Annotated in this window: 20 protein-coding genes; 11 read left to right on the top strand and 9 right to left on the bottom strand. The window is 43.3% G+C overall.

Translation table 11 applies throughout. The features are described from left to right. Both JMW39_RS03520 and JMW39_RS03515 read right to left on the bottom strand, forming a co-directional pair. The gene (locus JMW39_RS03520; protein ID WP_201543879.1) at positions 1 to 1,008 is read right to left on the bottom strand and encodes an NADP-dependent oxidoreductase; all 1,008 of its coding nucleotides are present in this window, start codon (positions 1,006 to 1,008) and stop codon (positions 1 to 3) included. 56 nt (positions 1,009 to 1,064) lie between these two features. Next, positions 1,065 to 2,870 (bottom strand): acyl-CoA dehydrogenase, encoded by a 1,806-nt coding sequence (locus JMW39_RS03515; protein WP_201543877.1) that lies wholly within the window; start codon positions 2,868 to 2,870, stop codon positions 1,065 to 1,067. 227 nt (positions 2,871 to 3,097) lie between these two features. On the opposite strand from JMW39_RS03515, the gene JMW39_RS03510 reads away from it, so the two are divergent. Then, a complete protein-coding gene (locus JMW39_RS03510; protein WP_201543875.1) occupies positions 3,098 to 4,120 on the top strand; it encodes a GlxA family transcriptional regulator in 1,023 nt (340 codons plus the stop codon). 29 nt (positions 4,121 to 4,149) lie between these two features. Here the strand turns inward: JMW39_RS03510 and JMW39_RS03505 are convergent, their stop codons facing one another. Continuing rightward, positions 4,150 to 5,427, bottom strand: coding sequence for an LD-carboxypeptidase (locus JMW39_RS03505; RefSeq protein ID WP_201543873.1), 1,278 nt, complete (start codon positions 5,425 to 5,427; stop codon positions 4,150 to 4,152). Positions 5,428 to 5,706: 279 nt separating this feature from the next. Between JMW39_RS03505 and JMW39_RS03500 the strand changes: the two genes are divergently transcribed. Further along, complete coding sequence (locus tag JMW39_RS03500; RefSeq protein ID WP_201543868.1) at positions 5,707 to 6,117, top strand: YkvA family protein; 411 nt, start codon at positions 5,707 to 5,709, stop codon at positions 6,115 to 6,117. Between the two features lie 108 nt (positions 6,118 to 6,225). Here the strand turns inward: JMW39_RS03500 and JMW39_RS03495 are convergent, their stop codons facing one another. Both JMW39_RS03495 and JMW39_RS03490 read right to left on the bottom strand, forming a co-directional pair. After that, complete coding sequence (locus tag JMW39_RS03495; protein ID WP_201543867.1) at positions 6,226 to 6,531, bottom strand: hypothetical protein; 306 nt, start codon at positions 6,529 to 6,531, stop codon at positions 6,226 to 6,228. Positions 6,532 to 6,667: 136 nt separating this feature from the next. Next, a complete protein-coding gene (locus tag JMW39_RS03490) occupies positions 6,668 to 7,225 on the bottom strand; it encodes a hypothetical protein (protein WP_227679221.1) in 558 nt (185 codons plus the stop codon). Positions 7,226 to 7,527: 302 nt separating this feature from the next. On the opposite strand from JMW39_RS03490, the gene dnaQ reads away from it, so the two are divergent. From dnaQ to JMW39_RS03445, 9 genes are all read left to right on the top strand, one after another. After that, positions 7,528 to 9,168, top strand: a complete 1,641-nt coding sequence (gene dnaQ / locus JMW39_RS03485) for a DNA polymerase III subunit epsilon (RefSeq protein ID WP_201543865.1) — start codon at positions 7,528 to 7,530, stop codon at positions 9,166 to 9,168. A gap of 205 nt (positions 9,169 to 9,373) precedes the next feature. Further along, positions 9,374 to 11,056, top strand: coding sequence for a hypothetical protein (locus JMW39_RS03480; RefSeq protein WP_201543863.1), 1,683 nt, complete (start codon positions 9,374 to 9,376; stop codon positions 11,054 to 11,056). A gap of 86 nt (positions 11,057 to 11,142) precedes the next feature. Further along, on the top strand, positions 11,143 to 12,213 hold the full coding sequence (gene nudC, locus JMW39_RS03475) for an NAD(+) diphosphatase (RefSeq protein ID WP_201543861.1): 1,071 nt from the start codon (positions 11,143 to 11,145) through the stop codon (positions 12,211 to 12,213). 162 nt (positions 12,214 to 12,375) lie between these two features. Next, the gene (locus JMW39_RS03470; RefSeq protein WP_201543859.1) at positions 12,376 to 13,227 is read left to right on the top strand and encodes an RnfABCDGE type electron transport complex subunit B; all 852 of its coding nucleotides are present in this window, start codon (positions 12,376 to 12,378) and stop codon (positions 13,225 to 13,227) included. Positions 13,228 to 13,280: 53 nt separating this feature from the next. Next, positions 13,281 to 13,976 carry an endonuclease III gene (nth, locus tag JMW39_RS03465; protein ID WP_201543856.1) on the top strand — a complete coding sequence of 232 codons (696 nt, stop codon included), beginning with the start codon at positions 13,281 to 13,283 and terminating at the stop codon, positions 13,974 to 13,976. A gap of 61 nt (positions 13,977 to 14,037) precedes the next feature. Next, a complete protein-coding gene (locus tag JMW39_RS03460; RefSeq protein ID WP_265088438.1) occupies positions 14,038 to 14,481 on the top strand; it encodes a DJ-1/PfpI family protein in 444 nt (147 codons plus the stop codon). 297 nt (positions 14,482 to 14,778) lie between these two features. Further along, a complete protein-coding gene (metK, locus tag JMW39_RS03455) occupies positions 14,779 to 15,945 on the top strand; it encodes a methionine adenosyltransferase (protein ID WP_201543855.1) in 1,167 nt (388 codons plus the stop codon). 216 nt (positions 15,946 to 16,161) lie between these two features. After that, positions 16,162 to 16,458, top strand: coding sequence for a DUF3144 domain-containing protein (locus tag JMW39_RS03450; RefSeq protein ID WP_201544284.1), 297 nt, complete (start codon positions 16,162 to 16,164; stop codon positions 16,456 to 16,458). A 218-nt stretch (positions 16,459 to 16,676) separates the two neighbouring features. Next, entirely contained in the window at positions 16,677 to 17,036 is a 360-nt protein-coding gene (locus tag JMW39_RS03445) for a hypothetical protein (RefSeq protein WP_201543854.1), read from the top strand. Positions 17,037 to 17,199: 163 nt separating this feature from the next. Here the strand turns inward: JMW39_RS03445 and JMW39_RS03440 are convergent, their stop codons facing one another. The 4 genes from JMW39_RS03440 to clpB form a co-directional block, all read right to left on the bottom strand. Further along, on the bottom strand, positions 17,200 to 18,855 hold the full coding sequence (locus JMW39_RS03440) for a BCCT family transporter (RefSeq protein ID WP_201543853.1): 1,656 nt from the start codon (positions 18,853 to 18,855) through the stop codon (positions 17,200 to 17,202). Positions 18,856 to 19,078: 223 nt separating this feature from the next. Beyond that, positions 19,079 to 20,728 carry a BCCT family transporter gene (locus JMW39_RS03435; protein ID WP_201543851.1) on the bottom strand — a complete coding sequence of 550 codons (1,650 nt, stop codon included), beginning with the start codon at positions 20,726 to 20,728 and terminating at the stop codon, positions 19,079 to 19,081. Between the two features lie 235 nt (positions 20,729 to 20,963). Next, entirely contained in the window at positions 20,964 to 22,220 is a 1,257-nt protein-coding gene (locus JMW39_RS03430) for a PQQ-dependent sugar dehydrogenase (RefSeq protein ID WP_201543849.1), read from the bottom strand. A gap of 205 nt (positions 22,221 to 22,425) precedes the next feature. Then, the gene (clpB, locus tag JMW39_RS03425) at positions 22,426 to 25,023 is read right to left on the bottom strand and encodes an ATP-dependent chaperone ClpB (protein WP_201543847.1); all 2,598 of its coding nucleotides are present in this window, start codon (positions 25,021 to 25,023) and stop codon (positions 22,426 to 22,428) included. Between the last annotated feature and the right edge of the window lie 397 nt (positions 25,024 to 25,420).

Genomic DNA, 25,420 nt, shown 5'->3' with positions numbered 1-25,420 from the left:
TTATCCCTCTACCTTAAGTACCAGTTTGCCGAAGTTTTCACCTTTAAATAACATCATCAAAGTATCTGGGAAGGTTTCGATACCCTCGACGATATGGTCTTTTACTTTAATGTCGCCCGATTGAATCCAGCCAGCAATGTCTTTCATCGCTGTCGGGTATTCTTTAATATTATCAAAGACGACAATGCCTTCCATACGCGCACGATTGACCAACAGTGACAGATAGTTTGATGGACCTTTGACTTCTGTGGTGTTGTTATATTGGCTAATCGCACCGCAAATCACAATACGCGCGTGCAAATTAATCTGTGTCAGCACATCATTTAAAATATCGCCGCCGACGTTGTCAAAGAATACATCGACACCTTTTGGACAGGTTTCTTTTAACGCTTTTTTTACATTCTCATTTTTGTAGTCGATTGCCGCATCAAAACCTAGCTCATCGACTAAGAACTTACATTTCTCAGCACCACCTGCGATACCGACCACGCGGCAGCCTTTGAGTTTGGCAATCTGTCCAACCAAACCACCAACCGCACCAGCAGCGCCAGAAACAACGACCGTCTCGCCCGCTTTTGGCTCGCCTGTTTTTAATAGACCAAAATAGCCAGTCATACCCGGCATACCGAGTACACCTAGGTAATAAGATAACGGCGCAATTTTTGGATCCACTTTGTATAGACCACTGCCCTCACTGACTGCATACGATTGCACGCCATTGTGACCGGAAACATAATCACCCACTGCAAATTTCTCATGCTTACTTTCAATAACTTTACCCACGGTACCAGCACGCATTACCTCGCCAATCTGTACTGGCGGTATATAAGATTTTGCATCGTTTAACCAACCACGCATTGCAGGATCCATTGAGATATACTCAATTTTTATCAACAGTTCACCGTCTGTAATAGTCCGCAGTTCCGTCTCGGTATACTCCCACGTATCGGCGCTTGGTTCGCCAATTGGTCTTGCTTTTAAGCGCCACTGCTTATTGATTGTCGTCATTATTTATTCCTTTAAAATCTTATCCGTTATTAATATCAAATATAGTCCAAAATCGCTTAGAACCACTCTGCTTGCATGTCGGTACATACGGCATTGTCGTTATTTAACAAAGCAATATCGCGATTGATTAATGGCAATTCCCAATCAATAAAGTATTTTGCTGCTTGTATTTTACCGTGATAGAAGTTTTGCTTTTCAATATCCTGTGTTGCGCTTAATAATTGCTCCGCTTTACTGGCTTGGCGAATCCAAATCCAACTCACCACGATGGAGGCAAAGATATTCATCAATGCTTGCGCGTTGCCAGTCAGCGTTAGTGCTTTTTCCGTTTGCAAGATTTTGCTTAAATGCACCAACACTTCATGCAGATGACCCATATAAGGCATCAATTTACCAGCAAGTTTGGCAGTCTCGGGCGTACTAATGCTTTCTAAATCTCGCGTGATTTCACGTTTCAGAATTTGAATACCAAGACCCTTGTTTTGCCATAACTTACGAAATGACAAATCTAACGCTTGCACGCCATTTGTGCCTTCATGGATAGGATTCAGCCGATTGTCACGCCAAAATTGCTCGGCCTGATATTCACGTGTATAGCCTGCGCCGCCCAATACTTGAATACCCAAATCATTGGCTTTAGGCCCAAATTCAGACGGCCATGCTTTGAGCACTGGTGTTAATAAATCCAGCAGCTCTGATAGCTCAGCTTCTAGTGTGGCGTCTTCACAGGTATTGATACGATCAATCAGGTTTGAGCCATATAAGCAAAGTGAAATACCGCCTTCAGAGTAGGCTTTTTGCGCCAAAAGCATACGCTTGACATCACCATGCTGAATGATTGCCGTTGCCGCATCTTCAGGTTTATTATTCGGCGCGATTCTGCCTTGTGTTCTATCCTTTGCATAATCGAGCGAGTACTGATAACCACGATAGCCAATCATCGCTGCGCCAAAGCCAACCGCAATGCGCGCTTCATTCATCATCTTAAACATATAGCGCAAGCCGAAATGCTCTTCGCCGATGAGATAACCATGACATTCGCCTTTGTCACCAAAGCTTAATGCCGTAGAGGTAGCACCTCTATAGCCAAGCTTATGAATGAGTCCCGTTAAATGCACATCATTGCGCTCGCCGACCGATAAATCATCATTTAAGCGATACTTCGGTACGGCAAATAAAGAAATCCCTTTGACGCCACCAGGACCGCCGGGCACTTTGGCTAGTACCAAATGTACAATATTGTCAGACAGTTCGTGATCACCCGCTGAGATATAAATCTTACTGCCTTTCACACGGTATGACCCGTCTTCTTGTTTCACTGCGATGGTTTTGATGTCAGCAAGTGATGAACCAGCATGCGGCTCTGTTAACGCCATGGTTCCGGTAAATTCACCGGTTAACATACGCGGCACAAAGGCATTTTTAATGTCGTCACTGGCAAAATGTGAGATGACATTAATCGCTGCAGTGGTTAAAAATGGATATGCGGTAGTCGATGGATTGGCCGCCATAAAATAGCCTGCCACCGCTGTCATCACTGTTTCGGGCAATTGCATCCCGCCATCTTCAAAACTATAACGACCTGCGATAAAACCTGATTCACGAAAGGCATCGAAGGCGACTTTGACATCGTCTATCATGCTGACTTTTTTGCCATCAAACTGCGGCTCGTTTTTATCCGCGACATGGTTATGCGGTAAGAATAACTGGGTCGCGATTTTATTAGCGGTGTCCAATACTGCATCGAAGGTTTCGCGGCTGTGTTCTGCAAACTTCGGATGCTTGGTTAAATGCTCAGTACCCAATACATCGTAAAGTTGGAACGGTAATTCAAAGTCATTGATAAGCGTATCTGCTGCCATAGTCATTTCCCTATTATAATAGTGATAAATAAGCGGTCATAAATAAGTGATGAATTAATATTAGTCTAATTTAACCCATTGCCGTATTGTCATTTATGACATAATCATGGTTAAATAAGACATTTATAAGCTAGCCAGCTAGACAATTTCAGCCGAAAAACATTTTGTTTTAGACAGCAGCTATCAAAAGATAGCTATGAAAAACAGATAAAGGAATTTAGACACCCATGCCCTACTTTAAACCCTTTAAAGTGATTATTCTTGGCTTCGATGGCGTGCTTGGTAGCGTGCTTGCTGGGGCATTAGACTTATTTTCATTTACTGGTGTCAGTTGGCAACGATTTTTGGGTGAAGCCGTAGAACCGAGATTTAATGTACAGATAGCGAGCCTAGGCGGCGCAGATATTAGATGTAGCAACCGCTTAATCATGCAAGCGCATTGTGATATTCAAGATGTAGATGAGTGCGACCTATTATTAATCCCAACCATTGGCGATTCAATCGACAAGGTATTGAGCCAGAATAGCGCGTTATTGCCGCATTTAAAGCGACTGGCAAATACCAAAGCAGATATCGCTAGCAATTGTAGCGGCGCTTTCTTTTTAGCAGAGGCAGGGTTATTAGACAATAAAACAGCGACAACTCACTGGGGCTATGCCAATAAGTTTAAGGCAGATTTCCCGCTGGTTGATCTGCAAGAAAATCAGTTTGTCACCCAATCAAAAAGAGAGTCAAAAAGCCAATCAGGCACTATCTTTTGTGCAGCAGGCGGTAGTGCCTTTTATGATTTGGGATTGCTATTAATAGAGCGTTATTGCGGGCGTGAGATTTCCACACAAGTGGCAAAAACCCAAATCATCGATAGCAAAAGAGGCAATCAAAACAGTTATACCAATGTGACTTTGCATAAACCGCATGCAGACCAACTGATCAAGCAAGTACAAGAGTACATCGAGGAAAATTTCAATCAGCCTATACAAGTGAGCAGCTTGGCAGCCATGGTGAATATTACGCCGCGCACCTTAAATAGACGCTTTCAGTCGTCTGTCGCTATGCGTCCGATTGAGTATATTCAAGCAGTGAGAATTGAACAGGCGAAACGCTTATTGGAATTGGGCGATGTGACGATAAAATCGCTAGCGGAGCAAGTCGGCTACGATGATATCTCCTCATTTACCCGCCTTTTTAAACGTGCCACTGAGCTGACCCCGAAAGAGTATCAGGATAAGTTTTCGCGATTGGCTATTTAGTTTTTAGTTGTTGCTGATTTCGCTGATAGCTACAGGTTTTGCCACAAGCCTTCGACATGAATGGCATCCGGCTTAATCGTGGGATAATCGCTAAATGTCAATTGATAGCCATCGACTGTATTGGGGCTAATTTGACACGTTGCCCCTAGTGGAAAGCTGTGTTTTTGTCCAATATGACCAAAGCTCATGCCGCTATAAATAGGCAATCCTGTCAGCTGATACAGTTGACGAACCACGGTGGCGACATCATAACGCTTGTCGTAGCTGTCCTCACCTGTACTCGATAATGCACCAAATACGATTGCTTGCTGACCTTTAAACGCGCCTGCTAGATACAAATCATACAGCATGCGCTCAATACGATAGGCTTGCTCGCCCACATCTTCTAAGAACACAATACCGCCGTCAATACGTGGTAAATACTCACTACCTGCCAGCGCCGATACCACACTCAGATTGCCACCCCAAATAGTACCCGTTATCATTTTTGGCTCGCCATTTGTCAGAATACTCGGTAAATTTGGACTGGTTAAAGACGCGTCTCTTATGCTGATGGTCAGGTTTGGGTTAGTTAATGATTCTACAAATTTTCGGCAGCTGACTTGATCAGGTTTGTTCTTGCCAAACTCGCTATAGAGCATCGGCGCAGCCAGCGAGCTCATGCCTCCTTTTGCGAGTAGCGCGCACTGGATGGCCGTCACATCACTAAAGCCTGCGAGTATAGTGCCGCGCTCCTTCATGATGCGCCCCAACGTTGACCAATCAACCATCGGTAATAGACGCACAGCACCATAGCCACCGCGTACGCCAAGCAGCAATCCGGGCGCAGCGATTGCTCCCGTCGCAATATTTTGCAAGTCGCTGGCTCGCTGTGAATCGGTACCAGCAAAACGCAGATACTGCCGAGTAGTAATCGCAGGATTGTCGACTTTAAAACCTGCACAAGCCAAACGATCTAATGCCAATTGATTACGCTCATTACTACCGCCGACATTGGAGCTGGCAAAAAGCCGCGTCTCAATACTTGGTATGATACAGCTCGTTTGCGCCTGTAATGTTTCGGGCGCTGCTTCTTGTAATGTCAACGCCGTTGGCAGATCGTCTTTGGTAAGCTGTGTACTTTTATCTTGTTCAATACTACTAGAAGCCAGTGCCTGAGTAATACTTTGGCTCGCTAATAGCCCTGCCCCTGTGCTGATTCCGACTTGACGTAAAAACTGGCGACGATTAAGTCCAGATATGGCTTCACTCGCTGTATGAGCATTTTTACTTTTATCATCTTTTAATAACTGACTTTTAGAAACCATATCTCGCTGCTACCTTGTCTTTTTTATTTTGATATATTTTTTAACTATCTTTCTTTATCTTGGCAATTCTGCAACCTATTTACTTAAACACCACAGCAGCATATTGTAGACGCTTTATTGGCTATAATAGTTGCCTAACCTTTGCCCGTATTTACTTTTTCGCTACTCTATACACTAAAAAAACAATCCAATTAAATCTATCAATAATACGCAATATTGGCGCACGCCACGACTTTGTTGTAGTATGAAGATACCGATTGCGCTTAAATAAGGATAATAATGGCAGATAAAGCGACTGATAAGCAGGAAAAAGATGACATCTTGGATGCCGATTTAGAGTACATCATTCATGAGGAAGAAAAACTACAAGCAAAGCTAAAAAATAGCAGTCATCTTGAGCGCTTCACTAAAGATTTGATGCTATTTATGAGCCTGATTAAAGATTACTATAAAGGTAATTATCGCGACATTCCCTACAAGACCATTTCAGCGGGCGTCGTTGGACTGCTTTATACCTTGAATCCGATTGACATCATTCCGGATTTTATCCCTTTTATCGGTCATATTGACGATGCGCTAGTACTCACTTTTTGCTTAAAACTTATCGAAAAAGATTTGCAGAAATATCAAATGTGGAAGAAGAGCCAGTCAGCGGTTAAAACTGCTACCAGCTTAAAGAAAAAAGCTTAAACGTTCGCCAACTACAAGCTTGAAATGAGTATTTTGAAAAGCCACGGCTGATGAGCAATTTATCAGCCGTGGCTTTTTTATCAACCGCTAGTCATTCATTTATATGGGTTAATCTGGCACTTCATAATTGGCTTTTTCTGGATTTAGACCAAATGAATACACAAACGTAGCGACGAGGCTATTCACAATAATAAAGGGTAAATCAACGGCAATATGACCAAGCAAGTAGCGGCCGATGAGCCATGAAACAATCAGCATAATAATAAAAAATCCGCCTAGATACGCCAATATAGCAGGATGTTTAAGATTATAAGGCTGCTCAGGTTTCGGCTGTTTATCTAGGATATAGCTTCTGACCGCCCAACCCGCCGCATAAGAAAATCCGCCTAACACCACATAACTAAAAAAATTCATATTGCCTGACTCTAATGACTTAACTATTTATGAGAAACGATTATTTATAAAGAGGTTTTATAATGAATAATGGTCACTTAATAACTGTTTGCAATTCACTTTTATTAGACCTTTCAGTCTCTATCAAACTCTTCATTTAGCTGCCCGTACCGACATTATCAATGACAATATTGGCATGAGGATTGGCTAAAATGTCCGTATTGACGTCGTCACATTCGATACGGTAAATAGTGTTTGCACCTTTATAGATATAAGATAAGTACTCACTATCAAGTAGCGGATCGATATTAGCGTAAACAGGCTTCACATGCGCAAGTACTAACACTCTATCCGGACGACCGATGACCGCATCGACATTATCAGGGTCGATAGAAAAATATGTCGGTATGTCGCTATTTTCAATCACCTCTAACGGCTCAGCATCATCCCAAACGCGCTTGGCACTTGCTGGCTCTTTCATTTGCATCACCCACATACCGGCTTCTTGGCTGACTTTTATTTGCGCAGGCTCGTCATGGCTGACAGTGTAGCAGCCTTCAAATATGGATAAATCCGCTGGCGTATCAACCTTTTTAGTATCAGCTTGCGTATTACTATCATTGCAAGCACTCAAAAACAGCGCGCTACTTGCCATGATAGCGACCATTAAGGGCGTCAATTTTCTATAAAACACGTTTGGGCGTACGGACATCATAGGGTTATCCTGCATTTGGAGATAAAAAGCTGATATTGAGCGCATGACTAAAGACAATTAAAAAAACAATAAAATCGCACCATCGTATTATCATCAAAGCCATTTTAACAGAAAACCACCGCGTTATTATTATCATCACTACTATCATCTGTGCTTTTACGATTTTGTGAATGGCAGCTGCCCATAGCTGGGATAGATTTGCTATACTCAACCCTAAAATATATCGTGTTAGCTAGTGTAAAAATAGCACTACCGAAACCGCCCTGCTCCACGTTTACCATTTATTAGGTCAATACGCTTTTATGTCAGACACTTTTACTTCAGCGCAGTCATTTAATACCAACAACGCCATAAATCCGTTGGCCGCGAAACCCAATACGACAGTTGCTTATACCGACGGTGCTTGTAAAGGCAATCCGGGTGCTGGCGGCTGGGGCGCGCACCTGATATTTAGCGATGGTTGTACGCAGGATTTATATGGTGGTGATAAAGAAACCACCAATAATCGCATGGAGTTAATGGGCGCGATACAAGCACTGACCCATAGTCCGCATGAGCACAATCTCGAGATTTGGACAGACTCAAGCTATGTCAAAAAAGGCATTACCGAATGGATTGAAGGCTGGAAAAAAAGAGGCTGGAAAACGGCGAGTAAAAAACCTGTCGCCAACCAAGACCTTTGGCAGCAACTCGATGAGCTGTGCCAACAGCGCGATATCGATTGGCATTGGGTCAAAGGTCATGCTGGTCATGCGGGCAATGAAAAAGCGGACGAGCTGGCAAATTTGGGCGTGACCTCTAGCAGTGAAGATTTATCAAAAATAGGCGCGCAAGAGACTGCTAAAAAAAAAGAGCAAATAGTGACCGATAATACCCAAAATGCTAGCGATGATTGGCTAAAATTTGATCCATTAGGCTTTGATATGATGGATGATGAGCTTGATGCCGAGCTAGAAAACCATACAGAAGAAAACAACGCATTAGAAGACGATGATAATAATAAGTATGACAATACTATAAATAATAATATTTTAGTCGAAGAAAACCGTCATCAATATGAAAATCAACATCAGTATAATGCTAGCGAACCCATGAGAAATACCGATATGTCAGATATAGATACCAATATGGATACTGAAGTAGAAGCTAAAACGGAAGCTCGCATGGAAACTGATACACCGACATTCGATGGTGATACCAGCCGTGCCAATCCGTATTTTATACCGCTGCTACCCAAACCTATTCATCGTCATGAATCTGACCGTCAGCTTATTATGGATACCGAGACCACAGGTCTTGATCCAATGAAGGGCGACCGTATTATCGAAGTTGGTATCGTAGAGATGATCGGGCGTAAATTTACCGGCGAAAAGCTCCATGTCTATATCAACCCGCAGCGCGGTATGGATGAAGAAGTGATTCGTATTCATGGTATCTCTGAGGCGTTTTTAACCGATAAACCAACCTTCGATCAAGTCGCTCAGGCGCTGTATGATTTTATGGACGGTGCCGAAATCATCGCCCATAACGCCACCTTTGATATGAACTTCTTAAACATGGAGTTCGCTAAAGTTGGCATGCATGACTTTGCGGAGCGCGTCCAAGTGACTGACTCACTGGTTATGGCCAAGCAGCAATATCCGGGGCAGAAAAACACCCTAGATGCCCTTGTTCGCCGCCTAGATGTCGGTAAACAAGACCGTACTTTCCACGGCGCTTTACTTGACTCAGAGATCTTGGCTGAAGTTTATTTGGCAATGACCGGTGGACAAGTCACCCTTGCTATAGAGGACGACGCCCAGTCTGATGGCGGACATACAGCGCATGCAAGCTTTGCTGATTTGGCCGCGTTATTGCTTAAATCGAGCAGCAATGAGAGTGCCAATCAAAGCTGGTATGCGGCGCTTGCAGACGATTATCCTGCGCTTAAAGATAAAATGTAGCCGCTATAATAACTACCATTAAAATCATTTTTTATTAAAATAACCCCTTATACTGGTAGTTAAGTCAGTTAGTCTCTTTATACTGGTAGTTAAGTCAGTTAGTCTTTATTATGACAATAAGGGTTGAAATCTTACTCATATAATTTTTTAATCTATCCTCCAAATCATTGCTATTTTCATCAGTACGTCATGGAAAAAAACAACTATGAACCATTCTACGCAAATGAAATTAACTGCCCCAACCTTGAGTGTGACTGATTTTAACTTGCCATCGCTGCATTTATTGCACGATGAAATTAACGTCATCTTAAAAGACACTGAGATTCATTTGGGCGAATTCAATGATGATAATAGCCAAGCGCCTTTATTGTTAGACTCTATTATTGTGTTAAAACAGCTGTCTTGTATTTTTGAGCTGATTGCTTTGGCCGGTGCTGAGGCGCTCAATAACGCAATCGTACATGGCTTACAACAACTGTATGATAGTGGTGATAATAGCGATACTGCTCTAATTATGGACTTATCAGAAGCCATCATGACGCTTGATCGCTATATTGAATTTGTCCTACTGACAGAATCGGTAGAGCCTACATTACTACTGCCTATCATTAATAAGCTCAATGCTCACGGGCAAGGCGCACCTATCGCTGCCGATTATTTTTCCACTTTTGGTAGCAGCAGCGTCATCATTGCCAATCCTGAGAACAATTTTCAACCGCTTCACGAGCTTAACCTTGACAGCGACTTACTGACTTACGCTTATCGTAGTGGGCTTGGGGTTGCTTTATTAAATCAAGACGGTAATGTGAGCGACGATGAGCAGCAAAAACTCGATGCGATGTCAGCAGCTTGCGCCTTGATAGCGGCAAACTCTAACCGTTTGTTTTGGCAAGCAGCAACCGCCGCCGTTGCCGATATTGCCAGTATCTTACCGCTAAACTTAAGCCAAAAGCATACGCTTATTTACTTAGAGCAGCAATTCCAAAGCTATCTGCCCGTAATGGATACGCGCTTTGCGGACTTGGTTAGCTTTGCTTGCCAGCGTGATACGGCAGAGGCCAAAATCCTACGCGAGCAATATGCTGCCAATCAGTTAGAGACACCGCAACTTGAGCAGATGGCGCGCTTCTTATTTGGTCCTAACCGTGCTTTAACCGATACGTTAAACACTATTATTCAAGCACAAATCAATAGCATCAAAGAAAATGTCGATAGCTACGCACGCGGTGATTCCATCAATCCTGTCGATATGCAAACCTCGCAAATCACCGAGCAGCTGACTGAGCTGAGTTCAGCTTTTCAGTTATTGGGTTTAGCAAATGCTGCCAACAGTCTAAATGCTGCCGCAGAGGCAGTGAGCAAATGGCGCGCACCTACGCCAGAAGATTTTGACCATTTATTATTGGCATTGATGCATGCTGAAAATGCCACTATCGCTATGGCAGAGATGCATACGCCAGGGGCAATTTATTTGCCTTTGAATAATCCGCATATTTCATTACATCAGCTAAACACAGCGTATGATACGCTGATACAAGAAAGCCGTACCGCCATTGCCAGTGCCGAACAAGCCATCAATGATTATTTGGCGGAGCCTGAGCGTGATATCCTCAATATTCAAAATATCCCTGAGATGCTGCGCCAAGTGTCAGGTGCGGTGCGCTTTTTACAATTACCAACCCCTGCCAGTATGCTCAGCCAATTAGCGAGTTATTTGCAGCAGCGCATTGATAGTGGTGCACGAATTGATGACGGCACTTTGGCTTATATCGCCGATGTCATTATGGCCGTTGACCATCATTTAGATGGTTTTGAGAATAATCGTCCTGTGAATAAACAGGCACTAGATGTCGGCCAACAAAGCTTAAGCCAACTGCTTGCAGCCTAAGTGCTTAGCTTCTTAACTGCTTATTTTCAACAGACTCTTACCCAAGCGGATATGAGTCTGTCTTTGATTGTTTGGAAACTTATCCTATGACCCATGCCTTTATACTTCGTGACGAGACGGTTTTATGTCGTCAAACGCCTAATGGCTGGTGGCCTGTGCAGATTCAGTTACCAAAGTCGGTTAATGATACAGCGTTAAACACTCATGACATTCATAACATGCAGCCAGCCTATCAAGTTGGACGAGTCACACTATTTGAAAGCTTAGCCCCGAATCATTGGTTAGTTAGCGCTGATAGCGGTCAAGTTGAAGATAGTTTGGACGATTTTAAAACCGAGGCTGCCAATACTTTTACGGCACAAGCCACCATAGCGATAACTTATGACTATGCCATAGCTCATCATATTGATTTGCCTATTGTTTTAGAAAGCCACAATTCAGAAAACAGTAATTTAGAAAGCAATGTTCTAAATAATAGAGATTTAACAACTAATAGCGAAGAAAGAAACACTCTAGATAATGACGAGTGCGCTTTTATTGCTTATCGCTTGCTTATCACGCAACTGCCATTCGCCTTATCTGACCAACTTAGTCAAGCCATACAGCTGTTACGTTGGCAAGCTGATACGCAGTTTTGTAGTCGCTGCGCGGCTCCCGTGGTACATGCCGCAAGCGCTGAGCGCGCGATGGTCTGCCAAGTTTGCCGCTTACGCCAGTATCCGCGCGTGCAGCCGTGTATCATTACCGCCATTACTCGACCAAATCCACAAACGGGTGAAATGCAAATTTTACTGGCGCACCACCACCGTTATGGGCAGCAAAAAACCCCTCAACAAGCGCTACAATATGGTTTGATTGCTGGTTTTGTAGAAGTCGGTGAAAGTTTGGAGCATGCGGTGGTACGCGAAGTGGCAGAAGAGGTGAATATTAGCCTCACCGATATTCGCTATGTCAGCAGTCAACCTTGGCCGTTTCCGTCTAATTTAATGCTTGGTTTTCGAGCGTCGCATGATGGTGGTGATATTGTGATACAAGAAGATGAGCTGTCACATGCTGATTTTTTTGACCTGTCAAATTTACCAAAAATACCGTCGAAAGGCAGTATTGCTTACGAGCTGATTGCGCAAATTGCTACTGAGCATGGCATATCACTTTAACTGATAATGGCAAGACATCATTTATAAATGCAGTTATTGTTTATGGATGTTTACGGACTTAACCTAGCAGCGCTTATCTCATTTGCAGATTTAGCGCTCCTTACTATTACCCTATTTATTCTAATGTCAGTACCTAGCACTGATATCAAGGTTTTACATTAAATGCAAAGTACCATGAGTAAAAAAAGCCATCTTATCCGTTTGACCAATCTGCCTATTTTATTCAACAGCTTGGACATAGAGAGCTTGCCTGACGCCACCCAAGAAAAGATTGCGCGCATTGACGCCTGCTTGCCGCAAACCCAATGTGGACTTTGCGACCATGCTGATGGCTGTTTGCCGTATGCGGTGGCGATTGTTATCGACAAAGAGCCTTATAATAAATGTGTGCCCGGTGGGCAGCCAGTGACCGATGAGATTGCGCAAATTATCAATCAAGATAGCAGCGATACACAAACCTTTAGCGCTGAGCCGTCAAAATGGCCGATAGATGCTAACTCGCAGCGTCCAGTAGAAGTGCGCGCGGTGATTCGGGAAGATGACTGTATCGGCTGTACCAAATGTATCCCTGCCTGCCCTGTTGACGCCATCGTCGGGACTGGCAAGCATATGCATACCATTTTTACGGACTTGTGCACGGGTTGTGAACTATGTATCGCGCCCTGCCCGGTTGATTGCATTGACTTAGTCACCGTTGAGCGTACCCTATCAACAGCTGAGCGCACGCTTGAACAAGAAGATTTGCGCCAACGTTATCATACCCATTTGAGACGCGTTAGTGAGCAGCTGGCTGATAGCAGCAATAGCAAACCTGTGGTCAGCATGGTGGAGGCAAAACTGAATAATGCCGCCAGTCAATCGTTAAATATCAGCGAAGCACAAGCAAAAAACACGATTGCCGCCGCCAAACTACGCAGTAAAATTAAGAAGTTAGAAAAGCAGCTTAGCGTACGTCCAAATGACAGTAAACAAGCAGAGCTTGAAGGATTACAAACAGAACTCGCGCAACTTTAATAGCAAATATCTGCTTCTGAATAACCAATGAATAAAGTAATGGTAAAAATACCATGAGTAAAACCGTTAAACATAAAACTGCCGATACGCCACCATCGAGGCGGATGCCCAATCGTGATGTGCGCCCATTCTTTGAGAAGTTGGCTGCGACTATCGAAGAGCCAGTTACTGAACTAAATTACGGCAGTAACTTTGAGCTGCTTATCGCCGTCATATTATCGGCGCAAGCGACCGATGTTAGTGTCAATATTGCGACCAATCAGCTCTATTCGGTAGCGAATACGCCTGAGTCCATTTTGGCATTAGGTGAAGAAGGCCTTAAAGCGTATATTAAGAATATCGGTTTATATAATGCCAAAGCCAAAAACGTCATCAAAACCTGTCGTGACTTGATTGAGAAGTTTGATAGCACCGTCCCTGATAACCGTAAAGATTTAGAATCTCTAGCGGGCGTCGGGCGCAAGACGGCGAATGTGGTGTTAAATACCGCCTTTGGACAGCCGACAATGGCAGTCGATACCCATATCTTTCGCGTCGGCAACCGTACTGGACTTGCAACAGGTAAAAACGTCTTAATCGTTGAGAAAAAACTGCTCGAACGTATCCCCGATGATTTTATCGTTGATGCTCATCATTATTTGATTTTGCATGGGCGCTATACCTGTCAGGCTCGCACCCCAAAATGCGGCGCTTGTCCTGTTTATGAAGAATGTATGTTTAAGGATAAAGCCCATTTTTTAGAGCTTTAAAGACTGTTAGATATTTTCTTTCTAAATACTTCAGCTTAATGCTTTACCTTGAGGAAGCAGAATGCAGACCCTGACCGCACTCGTATTTGATGACTTTGAAACCTTAGACTTATTTGGACCTATTGAGCTATTTGGTAGCCTGCCTGAGTATTTTCATATCCAATTTGCGTCAATGAAAGGTGGTATCATTCATAACCATCATGGTGTTGCCTTACAAACTGTCGCAATAGCAGAGTTAGCCCAGCAAACGAATATATTATTGGTCGTCGGCGGTAAAGGTACACGTCCACTCATCAATAATAGTCATTTTTTGCAGACCCTGACTATGCTCGCTGATAACGCCGACTGGGTACTTAGCGTCTGTACAGGTAGTGCTTTATTGGCAAAGGCAGGCATCTTAGACCATAAACGAGCCACGTCAAACAAGCGTGCTTGGCAATGGGTAACCGAGCAATCGACTGCCGTGCATTGGTTAAAGCAAGCACGCTGGGTCGTAGACGGCTAGTTCTATACCTCTTCAGGCGTCACAGCAGGCATGGATATGGCGCTCGGTTTTATTGCTGATAGACACGGGCTTGATAGCGCAAAAGCAGTCGCTGACTATACAGAATACCGTTGGCAAGAAGACAGCCGCCTCGATGATTTCTACAATTGTTAGCCGTCATGGCTGACACTAGAGTTTTAACTCGATTCACGGTAAAATACCATAATTTTTTGATTCACTTTTACCTTCTCTTTTCCGTTAACATTTAATAATGACTGAGTTTATATATTACAGTCCCTGCAATTAAGCGATCCCATTATGCGCGAATACAACTTATTTACCTCAGAATCTGTGAGCGAAGGTCATCCTGATAAAATGGCTGACCAAATTTCAGATGCTATCCTTGATGCCATTTTACGTCAAGACATCCATGCTCGTGTGGCGTGTGAAACGCTGGTTAAGACTGGCGCGGTGATACTGGCAGGCGAAGTCACCACGACTGCCAATATCGACGTTGAACGTATCGTGCGTGATACGGTAAACGGCATTGGTTATCATCACTCAGACTTAGGCTTTGATGGCGAGACCTGTGCCGTTATTAATATGCTGGGTAAGCAGTCTCCTGAAATTGCTCAAGGTGTCGATCGTAGCGACCCTGAAGAACAAGGTGCCGGCGACCAAGGCTTAATGTTTGGTTATGCCAGCAATGAGACCGAAGTATTGATGCCAGCGCCGATCGAATATGCGCATCGCTTGATGGAGCGTCAATCTGAGCTGCGCCGTGGCGGTGATCTGCCTTGGTTACGTCCGGATGCCAAAGCCCAAGTGACCCTTAAATACGACGGTAATAAACCGGTTGCCATTGACGCCGTGGTTTTATCAACTCAGCATGATCCAAGTATCTCGCAAGCAGACCTGCAAGAAGCGGTAATGGAATCTATCATCAAGCAAGTATTGCCAGCAGATTTATTGCATGCCGGTACGCGCTATCATATCAATCCAACTGGTAAATTTGTCATTGGTGGTCCTGTCGGTGATGCTGGTCTTACTGGTCGTAAAATTATCGTTGATACTTACGGCGGTATGGCGCGTCATGGTGGCGGCGCATTTAGTGGTAAAGATCCTTCAAAAGTCGATCGCAGCGCTGCGTATGCGGTGCGTTATGTGGCTAAAAACATCGTCGCTGCCGGTATTGCAGATCGCTGTGAGTTACAAGTGAGCTATGCGATTGGGGTTGCTGAACCGACTTCGATTTCAATTAACACCTTTGGTACTAACAAAATCAGCAACGATGAAATCATTAGCCTAATTCGTACCCATTTTGACCTACGTCCTTACGGTATTACGCGTATGCTGAACTTGTTACAGCCGATGTACCAGCAAACGGCAACCTTTGGTCACTTCGGTCGCCAAGGTTCTGAAACTGCCTTTACCTGGGAAAAAACTGACAAAGCAGAAATCTTAAAAGCCGATGCAGGTTTATAAGCCTAAGGTTAGATTTTTTACTATTTTATCCATTTTTTGATTTATCCAGTCTTTACCCTTCTTAAGTTTAAAGACTGCCGTAATATATTTAAATTTACTTACCCTTATTAGGAGTCGCTTATGTCTCAAGACAATATGCTAGACAATGTTCAAAACGACGCTCAAAACAATGCCAAAAATGACGATATTGATGCTGCTCTTGAAATTACCCCTGAGATGCAAGCATTTTACCAGCGTGCCGATGCGATTATTGGCGTGGCAAACAGTCAACTAGGTTCTGAAGCACATTCAGGTCAAGTAGGCGCGTCACTGCTTTATGCAGCGGCACGTTATAGCGCTTCAGTTGCCTCTATTGGCTTTGTAAAGGGTGATGATTTCGCCAAAGAAAAAGACGATATCGTTGAGTTTTATACCAAACAATATCGTCAAATGTTAAGCGATAACTTGACTGACTACGCACAAAACTTTGATAAGTATGTACAGCTTAATAAAGATGATAAACCTGCGCAGTAAGCTTTCTAAAATCTTATTCAAGAATTTTATTAAGAAGTAACATAAATAACCCAAGCCTTATAAGCTTGGGTTTTTATTGTTCTAATACTGCGCTTATTAAATGTGAGTAGCGAATTGAAAGCTCAGTTGTGCATTTGCTTTTTGTTAAAAACTGGCGTTTAATACAAAATAAATGACGAAAATTATATAATGACAAAAACTGTATAAGGATATTTATGATGAGCGCTCTATCTAAACCATGGCTATCTTTATTAAAGCCTTCTACCCTCGCCCTATCACTCACCATAACTTTTACACTCGGTTTAGCAGGTTGTAATAATATCAGCCCTAACTCAAACCCTATGCCTGATAGCGCACCTATTCAGCCGCCCGCTTCTCACACCAGTCATCCTCCCAAAGGAATCGTTGCCCAGTGTCCAACCTTTAACCCTGAAAAAACCATGTGTACAGCGCAATACGATCCGGTCTGCGTAAAAACTCAAGTCGGCTCAGTGATAAGCTATCGCACGGCTGGCAATGCTTGCTCAGCTTGTAGCACGCCTGAGGCAATTAGCTATGTAAAAGGCGAATGTTTATAACAGTAATAATAATTTCGAAATCATATTGTTAAATATCTATCATTCGCTAAATACCAATACATTATTAAACGCTAATAAAGAATCCCAGCTCAAAACTGGGATTTTTCACATTATTAACTATTAGCATTTTTCAGAAAATTAAATTTTTGAGTTATCTAAATAGTTACTCATCAATTTTCTTAATGCTCGGCGGTCCCGTCAATAACTCTTCATCACGGAACTCATTGGCGGAGTTGTGCTCAGCCGATTCTTCAGTGATAAACCACTGCTGATTACGATAAAGTATCAACCTATCACGGCTCAAGCCCCGCAGTAATGAATACATCATAATGAAAATGACCACGGCAAATGGAAGGCCAGAGACGATAGAAGCGGCTTGTAGCGCACCCAAACCGCCTGCGGCTAATAGCACCGCCGCTATCACGCCTTCTGTGCCCGCCCAGAATAACCGCTGGATTTTCGGTGGGTTGGTGTCACCGCCCGAGGTCAGCATATCAATGACAAAACTGGCAGAATCTGATGAGGTGACAAACCAAAGTACAATCATCACCACGATAAGTCCGTTTAGTGCTGCGGTCAGCGGATACGACTCCATCAATTTAAAGATAGCACTACCAGTATCTGCTCGCACTGCTTCAACCAGTCCTGGACTTGCGATATTTGGGTCAACCGCTGCCATCAGTTCCATATGAACGGCTGAACCACCAAAGGCGGTGAACCATAAGAATAAAATAGTAATCGGGATTAATAACACCCCTAGGATAAACTCGCGAATGGTACGACCACGAGAAATACGGGCAACGAACACGCCAACGAATGGTGACCAGCTAATCCACCAAGCCCAGTAGAACACCGTCCAAGACGACTGCCAGTTGGCTTCCCCTTCATAAGACTCTGTCCACAGACCAAGTGGAATCACTTGATGCAGATAATTGCCAATATTCTCAAAGAAACTGTTAAAAATAAACTGGGTTGGACCCAAAATAATGACAAAGCTTAATAGCACAATGGTGAAGAAAATATTGATATCACTTAAGCGCTTAATCCCTTTATCAAGTCCCATTAATAGCGACAATCCTGCCAGCATAGTGATAAAGGCAATCAAGATAATTTGCACGGTGATGTTATTTGGAATACCAAATAAACTCTCAAGCCCCGAGTTAATCTGTAGTACCCCAAGACCTAATGTCGTCACCACACCAAACATGGTGCCAAATACTGCCAGTGTATCGACCGTATGACCCATAGGGCCGTAGATTTTTTTGCCAATTAACGGATATAGGGTTGAGCGAATCGCCAACGGCAGACCACGGCGATAATGAAAATACGCCAAGGATAATGCCACCATGCCATAGAGTGCCCAGACATGCAGACCATAATGCAAGAACGAGATGTTCATCGCTTGCTTAGCGGCGGCAACACTTTCAGGCTCACCTAACGGCGGCGCCATAAAGTGATATAGCGGCTCAGCCGTACCCCAATAGAGCAAGCCAATACCGATACCTGCGGAAAATAGCATGCCAATCCAAGACACCAGATTGTATTCTGGGTTCTCGTTCTGGTGACCGAGCCTAATATCGCCATAGCGGCTAAATATCAGATAGATACTCATCACCAACGTTAAGTTGACCACCATGATAAAAAACCAACCAAAGCGCATCGATACAAATGCCTTCGCTTGGCCAAACACTTCGGTTGCCAATTCATTAAAAAAGGCACCGAAAATAATAAACGCGAGGATTAAAATCGCTGAGGTTAAAAAAACAGGTCTACTTACCCGTGGAAAAGGGCCCAATCGGCCAACTTTAACGTGATCCATTCAGTCGTCTCAATTTTTTAGGACGCCAACCTTAACAAGATATTTACAAACTATCAAATCGGGCCAGTCATCTGCTAATGGTAAAAATCAAAAAATCCTAAGATAACGATGCATCTTAGGATTTTAAATGACAATTATTATATTGTTTTTAAGTAAAACTTATAGCATCTAACCACATGATTACGTTAATAAAAATACTTTTAAACTTACTATACGTAGCCTATTAATCACCTTTCGCAATTTTAGGCGGGCCTTTTAATAGCTCTTCATCAACGAACTCATTGGCCGAATTATGGTCGGCTGACTCGTCAGTAATGTAACGCTGCTGGTTGCGATATAAGATAAGACGGTCGCGACTCATGCCACGTAATAGCGCATACATCATCACAAATATGACCAAAGCAAACGGTAATCCTGCCACGATGGCCGCCGCTTGTAATGCGCCTAAACCACCTGCTGCTAATAAAATTGCCGCAATCACGCCCTGCATAATTGCCCAAAATAAACGCTGAATTTTAGGTGGATTGGTATCACCACCAGCCGTCAGCATATCAATGACAAAACTGGCCGAATCTGATGATGTCACAAACCAAAGTACAATCATCACCACAATTAATAAGGTGATGGGTTTGGTAAATGGATAGTATTCAACCAATTTAAAAATGGCACTACCCGTATCAGCTTGCACCGCGGCGACCAATCCTGGGCTGACCAAATCAGGACTGATAGCGGCTAGCAGCTCCATCTGAATGGCAACGCCACCAAAAGCCGTAAACCAGAAGAACAATATCGTCATAGGGATAAGCAGAACGCCAAATACAAACTCGCGAATGGTACGACCACGGCTGATACGCGCGATAAACACGCCGACAAACGGTGACCAACTGACCCACCATGCCCAATAAAATATCGTCCAAGCGCTTTGCCAATCAGTGCCACTATAAGCTTCGCTCCACGTCGATAACGTGACGATGTTTGCCAGATAGTTACCAATATTTTCAATAAAGCTGTCAAAGATAAATAACGTGGGACCCAAAATCACCATAAAGGCTAATAGAATACCGGTCAGTCCCATATTGATATCACTGAGGCGCTTAATGCCTTTATCAAGACCTAACATCAGCGAGCCACAAGCTAATGAAGTCACAAAGGCGATGATAATAAACTGTACGGGCAACGTATTAGGGATACCAAATAAGCCTTCTAGACCCGAGTTAATCTGCATAACCCCGAGACCTAAGGATGTCACAACCCCAAACATCGTGCCAAATACCGCCAAAATATCGACGGTATGTCCCCATTTACCATAAATCTTTTGTCCAAGGATGGGGTACAAGGTTGAGCGAATCGATAACGGCAGACCACGGCGGAAGTGAAAATAGGCTAACGACAAAGCAACGACGGTATAAATCGCCCAAGCATGCAGCCCCCAATGTAAAAATGACAGATTCATCGCTTGCTTGGCCGATTCTACAGTCTGTCCCTCACCAATGGGAGGCGCCATAAAGTGGTACAAAGGTTCTGCTGTGCCCCAATAGACCAATCCAATCCCGATACCCGCCGAAAAAAGCATCGCAATCCATGAAAACAAGCTATATTGCGCTCGTTCTGTTTGTTTTCCTAAACGAATATCGCCGTAGCGACTGGCAGCAAGGTAAATACAGAACACCAGCGCCACGTTAAATAAGATGATAAATAACCAGCGGAATTTTTCGGCGATAAAGTCCTGTAAGAAACTAAAAAGCGCGGCTGCAGTTTCAGAAAATAACGAGCCAAAAATGATAAAGCCGACAATTAAGATACTTGAGGTGATAAACACAGGTTTATTTACCCGTGGAAATGGGCCGAGCTTACTTATTTTTATGTCGTTCATTCGCTAAAACCTTATATTTAAGAAAGGTTACCTTAACAAACTAACCCCTAATTATCAATTAACTACCAAATAAACTCCATAAAGACATTTTTTAGTCACAAGTTGATCGGCTGTTTTACGGCTGTTTTAAGGTTGATTTGAGAGGTGCTAAGCAATTATTTTAGTTATATTGTTTAGCTCACTATTTATATATCTCATGTTATATAGTTCATCATGCAGATTATTAGAAAATCCACTAATTGGGTAATAATCGCAGCAGCCTACCATTAGCGTCATCTTCTAATAACCATACTTGTCCATCGACATTTAAGACACCACGAATACGCTCACCCATATCATAGCGATAGCGTTCTGCCGCTCCCTTATTTTTATCGAAATTCACTACGATAAGCGCTTTTGATGATAAACCACTGATAAGGGCGTTGCCTTGCCATGCTGGGAAGTCATTGTATTTACCCGCTTTATAAATACTTATTGAAGAAGGTGATATCACGGGCGTCCATGATATTTTTGGCGCAGCAAAATCAGGGCGCGTGTCGTGATCAGGAATATCCGTCCCTGAATAGTTGCGACCATTGGAGACAACTGGCCAGCCATAGTTCTTACCTTTTTCAATGAGATTAAACTCATCACCGCCGCGTGGACCCATTTCGTGCGCCCAAAGTCTGCCTTTGTCATCGAAAGCCATACCAAGTACATTACGATGCCCGATGGTCCAAAATTGGGTGGCAATGCTCGTATCACTGCCATCTTTCGAAAATGGATTGTCGGCTGGCGCTGAGCCATCAGGATTTAATCTAATAATTTTACCCAGATTTACACTCATGTCCTGCGCAGGCGTTTTTTCTTGGCGCTCACCCGAGCTGATATATAAATACTTGCCATCGGGTGATAAGAGCAAGCGATGGCTATAATGCCCTTGTCCTTTTAGTTTTGGGAATTGCTCCCAAATTGGCGTTATGGCTTTTAAGATTGGCGTGTCAGTATCTGACCCCGTCAATGTCGCTTTGATTACTTTTGCACCGAACTTATTACTATCAGCGCCCTTACCTGCTTCGACATAGCTGATATAGATATTATTAGAAGTAGCAAAATCTGACGCAAGGATAATATCGCCAAGTCCGCCCTGCCCGCCGTAAGCCACTTTTGGAATACCTGTCACGGCAGTTTTCATTCCTGTTGCCGTATCAACAATCAAAAGCTCGCCTGTTTTTTGGGTCACCAGTAGTTTAAGCGTTTTATCCTTAACGTTAGGCAACGCCGTCATTGCCCAAGGTTCATTAAAGGTAGCAACAGTATTGGTTATAAAGGCAGGTTTTTCAGTGCTTGCTGCTGATTTATTAGCCTCAGTTTGTCCTTGTTTATGTTCTGTCAGATCGGCATCGGTATTGACGGCTGAAGGATTGGAGCATGCAGATGCACTAAACAGTAGTGACGTCATGAGTAACGATAATAGTAATGGCCTGTTTTTCTGTTTTTTATTGGTTATCATCCTGATGCCATCTCCGTTAATTTTGTCGTATTCTTATCTGCACTATCATTATTTATACCATAATCAATACACGCAAACGGTAAATAATAATAGCGCACAAAAAAACCCCTTACTTACCATAAAAATAGGCAAATAAGGGGTTGGTTTTAAACCATAACCGTCATTTAATGATAGTCATTTAGTGATAGTCATTTAGCGTTTGCTATTAGCTCATTCTAAGCTTATCAAAAGTTAGCTTATCATCAGCGCCGACATCGACTTTGATGATATCGCCAGCGACAAAATCACCTGCCAGCAGTTTCAATGACAATGGGTTTTCAATTTCTTGTTGGATAGCACGTTTTAGTGGACGCGCACCATATACAGGATCGTAACCAACTGCCACCAGCTTGTTCATAGCATCGGCTGATAACTCGATATCCAACTCACGCTCATGCAAGCGCTGACGCAAGCGATCCAACTGAATCGCAGCAATGCCTGACATTTGCGACATACCCAGTGGATGGAATACTACGATTTCATCAATACGGTTAACGAATTCAGGGCGGAAATGCTGTCCAACCGATTCCATAACCTCAGCTTTAATACTCTCGTAGCTTTCACCAACCATCTCTTGGATTTTGTGCGAGCCCAAGTTACTGGTCATGATGATAACGGTGTTTTTGAAGTCAACCACGCGACCTTGCGAATCCGTCAAGCGACCATCGTCCAATACTTGTAGCAAGATATTGAACACATCAGGGTGCGCTTTTTCAACTTCATCAAACAAAATCACACTATAAGGCTTACGACGTACCGCCTCAGTCAAAGCACCGCCTTCTTCATAGCCAACATAGCCTGGAGGCGCGCCTACCAAACGACTGACGCTATGCTTCTCCATATATTCACTCATATCGATACGGACAATCGCATCCTCACTATCGAATAAAAAGTTCGCCAATGATTTAGTTAGCTCTGTTTTACCAACACCCGTTGGTCCTAAAAATAAGAACGAACCTGAAGGGCGATTTGGATCCGACAAGCCCGCACGACTACGGCGTACCGCATTGGCGACCGCTTCGACCGCTTCATCTTGACCGATGACGCGCTCATGAAGCTTTTCTTCCATCGCTATCATCTTGTCACGCTCGCCTTGCATCATTTTATTCACTGGAATACCAGTCGCAGCTGCTACGACTTCAGCGATTTCATGATCGGTGACTTTATTGCGTAGCAATTTTACAGTGATTGGCTCGCCAGCTTGCTCTTTTTGCTCTGCCGAATCAATCTCGGCAATTTGTTTTTCAAGCTCAGGTATCACACCATATTGTAAGCGAGACATCTCTGCATAATCGCCTTCTCGACTGGCTTTCTCTAACTGAATACGTGCTTTATCCAAGTTTTCTTTATGCTGTTTACTGCCTTCAACTAAAGCTTTTTCGGCCTGCCAAATCTCATTGAGATCGGCATACTCTTTTTCTAGCTCTTCGATCTGACTGTCTAATATTTTAAGCTCTGCTTGCGCACCTGCATCCTCTTCATTTTTGAGCACTTCGCGCTGCATTTTCAGCTGAATACGGCGGCTATCGAGCTTACCTAAGGCTTCAGGTTTACTATCCATCTCCATCCGCAAGCGACTGGCGGCTTCATCAATGAGGTCAATCGCTTTATCTGGCAGTTTGCGATCAGTGATATAACGATGGCTCATGCGCGCTGCCGCTATAATCGCGCTATCTTGAATAACGACACCATGGTGCAGCTCATAACGGTCTTTTAGACCACGCAAAATCGCAATGGTATCTTCGACCGTTGGCTCATCGACCAGTACTTTTTGGAAACGACGCTCAAGCGCGGCATCTTTTTCGATATATTGACGATACTCATCGAGTGTCGTCGCACCGACACAATGTAACTCACCACGAGCTAGCGCCGGCTTTAGCATATTACCAGCGTCCATCGCACCATCCGCTTTACCAGCACCGACTAAGGTATGTAGCTCATCGATAAATAGAATGATATTGCCTTCTTGCTTTGATAAGTCGCTGAGTACCGCTTTGAGGCGCTCTTCGAACTCACCACGGAATTTGGCACCCGCAATCAATGAGCCCAAATCTAACGACAATACTTCTTTATGGCGTAGACCTTCTGGCACATCACCACTGATAATTTTCTGTGCTAAGCCCTCAACAATAGCGGTTTTACCAACGCCCGGCTCACCGATAAGCACTGGGTTATTTTTGGTACGGCGCGATAGTACCTGAATGGTACGGCGAATCTCTTCGTCACGACCAATCACCGGATCAAGCTTACCAAGTTCTGCCTGTTCAGTTAAATTAATCGTATATTTATTCAGCGCATCACGCTGATCTTCGGCATTTTGATTGTCCACTGTATCATCACCTCGCAATTGCTCAATCACGGCTTTTAACTTACTTGCGGTCACGCCAGCACTTTCAAATATCTTTTTAGTGTCGCCTTGTTCAGCGAGCGCCAACATCACCCATTCAGTGGCGATAAAATCATCGCCTTCTTTTTGTGCTTGACGATCTGCCAAGTTCAAAATTTTAACTGAATTGGGGTTTAAATTAACGTCGCCTGTTGGCTCGCTAATCGTTGCTTGATTCTCAAGCGCTTTTGCCACGCCATTTTTTAGCGCAGGGATAGACGCGCCCGCTTGTTGGCAGATAGATAAGTTAGACTCATCTTGCAGTAATACCGCAAGCAAATGCACAGGGTCGATACCTGTGTGGTCGCGACCTAGTGCCAAACTTTGTGCCTCTTGAATCGCCGACTGCAGTTTTTGGGTAAATTTCTCAAATCTCATATTTTTGTCCTCTTATAATTGATAATAATTTATATCTGATAGTAGCTGCGGCTTTTTATAAGTATTAAGATGCCGCAAGCTTTTCGTTATTATCTATATCGGGTTTATTGAGTAATATTTCAATGTTAATTTAACTTTAATAAATAATTATTACAGGCTTATTAATGTCAATTCCTATCAGTTAAGAAGCCAATACACAGCGCTGAAATATCACCTTATTAAAATAAACCTTACTTATAACAATGATATGACGATAAAGCATTAATAGGCACATTTATGAGAGATTTCAAGGGAATATAGAAAAGAAAAGATAGGAAGCTTGAGTATGAGCAAAAACAAAGAAATGTATTTTAGAATACTATTAAACCAATAGAAAATACTAAGGCGTGTCCTCAAT

This window comes from Psychrobacter immobilis, from assembly GCF_904846175.1.
GTDB lineage: Bacteria > Pseudomonadota > Gammaproteobacteria > Pseudomonadales > Moraxellaceae > Psychrobacter > Psychrobacter immobilis_E.
This window is presented reverse-complemented; position numbering and strand designations above follow the sequence as displayed.

Bases quoted from the DNA above. Each gene is read 5' to 3' on its own strand.
- JMW39_RS03430 (WP_201543849.1), bottom strand. From the start codon at position 22,220: ATGATAACCAATAAAAAACAGAAAAACAGGCCATTACTATTATCGTTA.
- dnaQ (WP_201543865.1), top strand. From the start codon at position 7,528: ATGTCAGACACTTTTACTTCAGCGCAGTCATTTAATACCAACAACGCC.
- JMW39_RS03510 (WP_201543875.1), top strand. From the start codon at position 3,098: ATGCCCTACTTTAAACCCTTTAAAGTGATTATTCTTGGCTTCGATGGC.
- clpB (WP_201543847.1), bottom strand. From the start codon at position 25,023: ATGAGATTTGAGAAATTTACCCAAAAACTGCAGTCGGCGATTCAAGAG.
- JMW39_RS03490 (WP_227679221.1), bottom strand. From the start codon at position 7,225: ATGATGTCCGTACGCCCAAACGTGTTTTATAGAAAATTGACGCCCTTA.
- JMW39_RS03495 (WP_201543867.1), bottom strand. From the start codon at position 6,531: ATGAATTTTTTTAGTTATGTGGTGTTAGGCGGATTTTCTTATGCGGCG.
- JMW39_RS03440 (WP_201543853.1), bottom strand. From the start codon at position 18,855: ATGGATCACGTTAAAGTTGGCCGATTGGGCCCTTTTCCACGGGTAAGT.
- JMW39_RS03515 (WP_201543877.1), bottom strand. From the start codon at position 2,870: ATGGCAGCAGATACGCTTATCAATGACTTTGAATTACCGTTCCAACTT.
- JMW39_RS03460 (WP_265088438.1), top strand. From the start codon at position 14,038: ATGCAGACCCTGACCGCACTCGTATTTGATGACTTTGAAACCTTAGAC.
- JMW39_RS03500 (WP_201543868.1), top strand. From the start codon at position 5,707: ATGGCAGATAAAGCGACTGATAAGCAGGAAAAAGATGACATCTTGGAT.
- JMW39_RS03435 (WP_201543851.1), bottom strand. From the start codon at position 20,728: ATGAACGACATAAAAATAAGTAAGCTCGGCCCATTTCCACGGGTAAAT.
- nudC (WP_201543861.1), top strand. From the start codon at position 11,143: ATGACCCATGCCTTTATACTTCGTGACGAGACGGTTTTATGTCGTCAA.
- JMW39_RS03470 (WP_201543859.1), top strand. From the start codon at position 12,376: ATGCAAAGTACCATGAGTAAAAAAAGCCATCTTATCCGTTTGACCAAT.
- JMW39_RS03505 (WP_201543873.1), bottom strand. From the start codon at position 5,427: ATGGTTTCTAAAAGTCAGTTATTAAAAGATGATAAAAGTAAAAATGCT.
- JMW39_RS03480 (WP_201543863.1), top strand. From the start codon at position 9,374: ATGAACCATTCTACGCAAATGAAATTAACTGCCCCAACCTTGAGTGTG.
- JMW39_RS03520 (WP_201543879.1), bottom strand. From the start codon at position 1,008: ATGACGACAATCAATAAGCAGTGGCGCTTAAAAGCAAGACCAATTGGC.
- JMW39_RS03445 (WP_201543854.1), top strand. From the start codon at position 16,677: ATGAGCGCTCTATCTAAACCATGGCTATCTTTATTAAAGCCTTCTACC.
- nth (WP_201543856.1), top strand. From the start codon at position 13,281: ATGAGTAAAACCGTTAAACATAAAACTGCCGATACGCCACCATCGAGG.
- metK (WP_201543855.1), top strand. From the start codon at position 14,779: ATGCGCGAATACAACTTATTTACCTCAGAATCTGTGAGCGAAGGTCAT.
- JMW39_RS03450 (WP_201544284.1), top strand. From the start codon at position 16,162: ATGCAAGCATTTTACCAGCGTGCCGATGCGATTATTGGCGTGGCAAAC.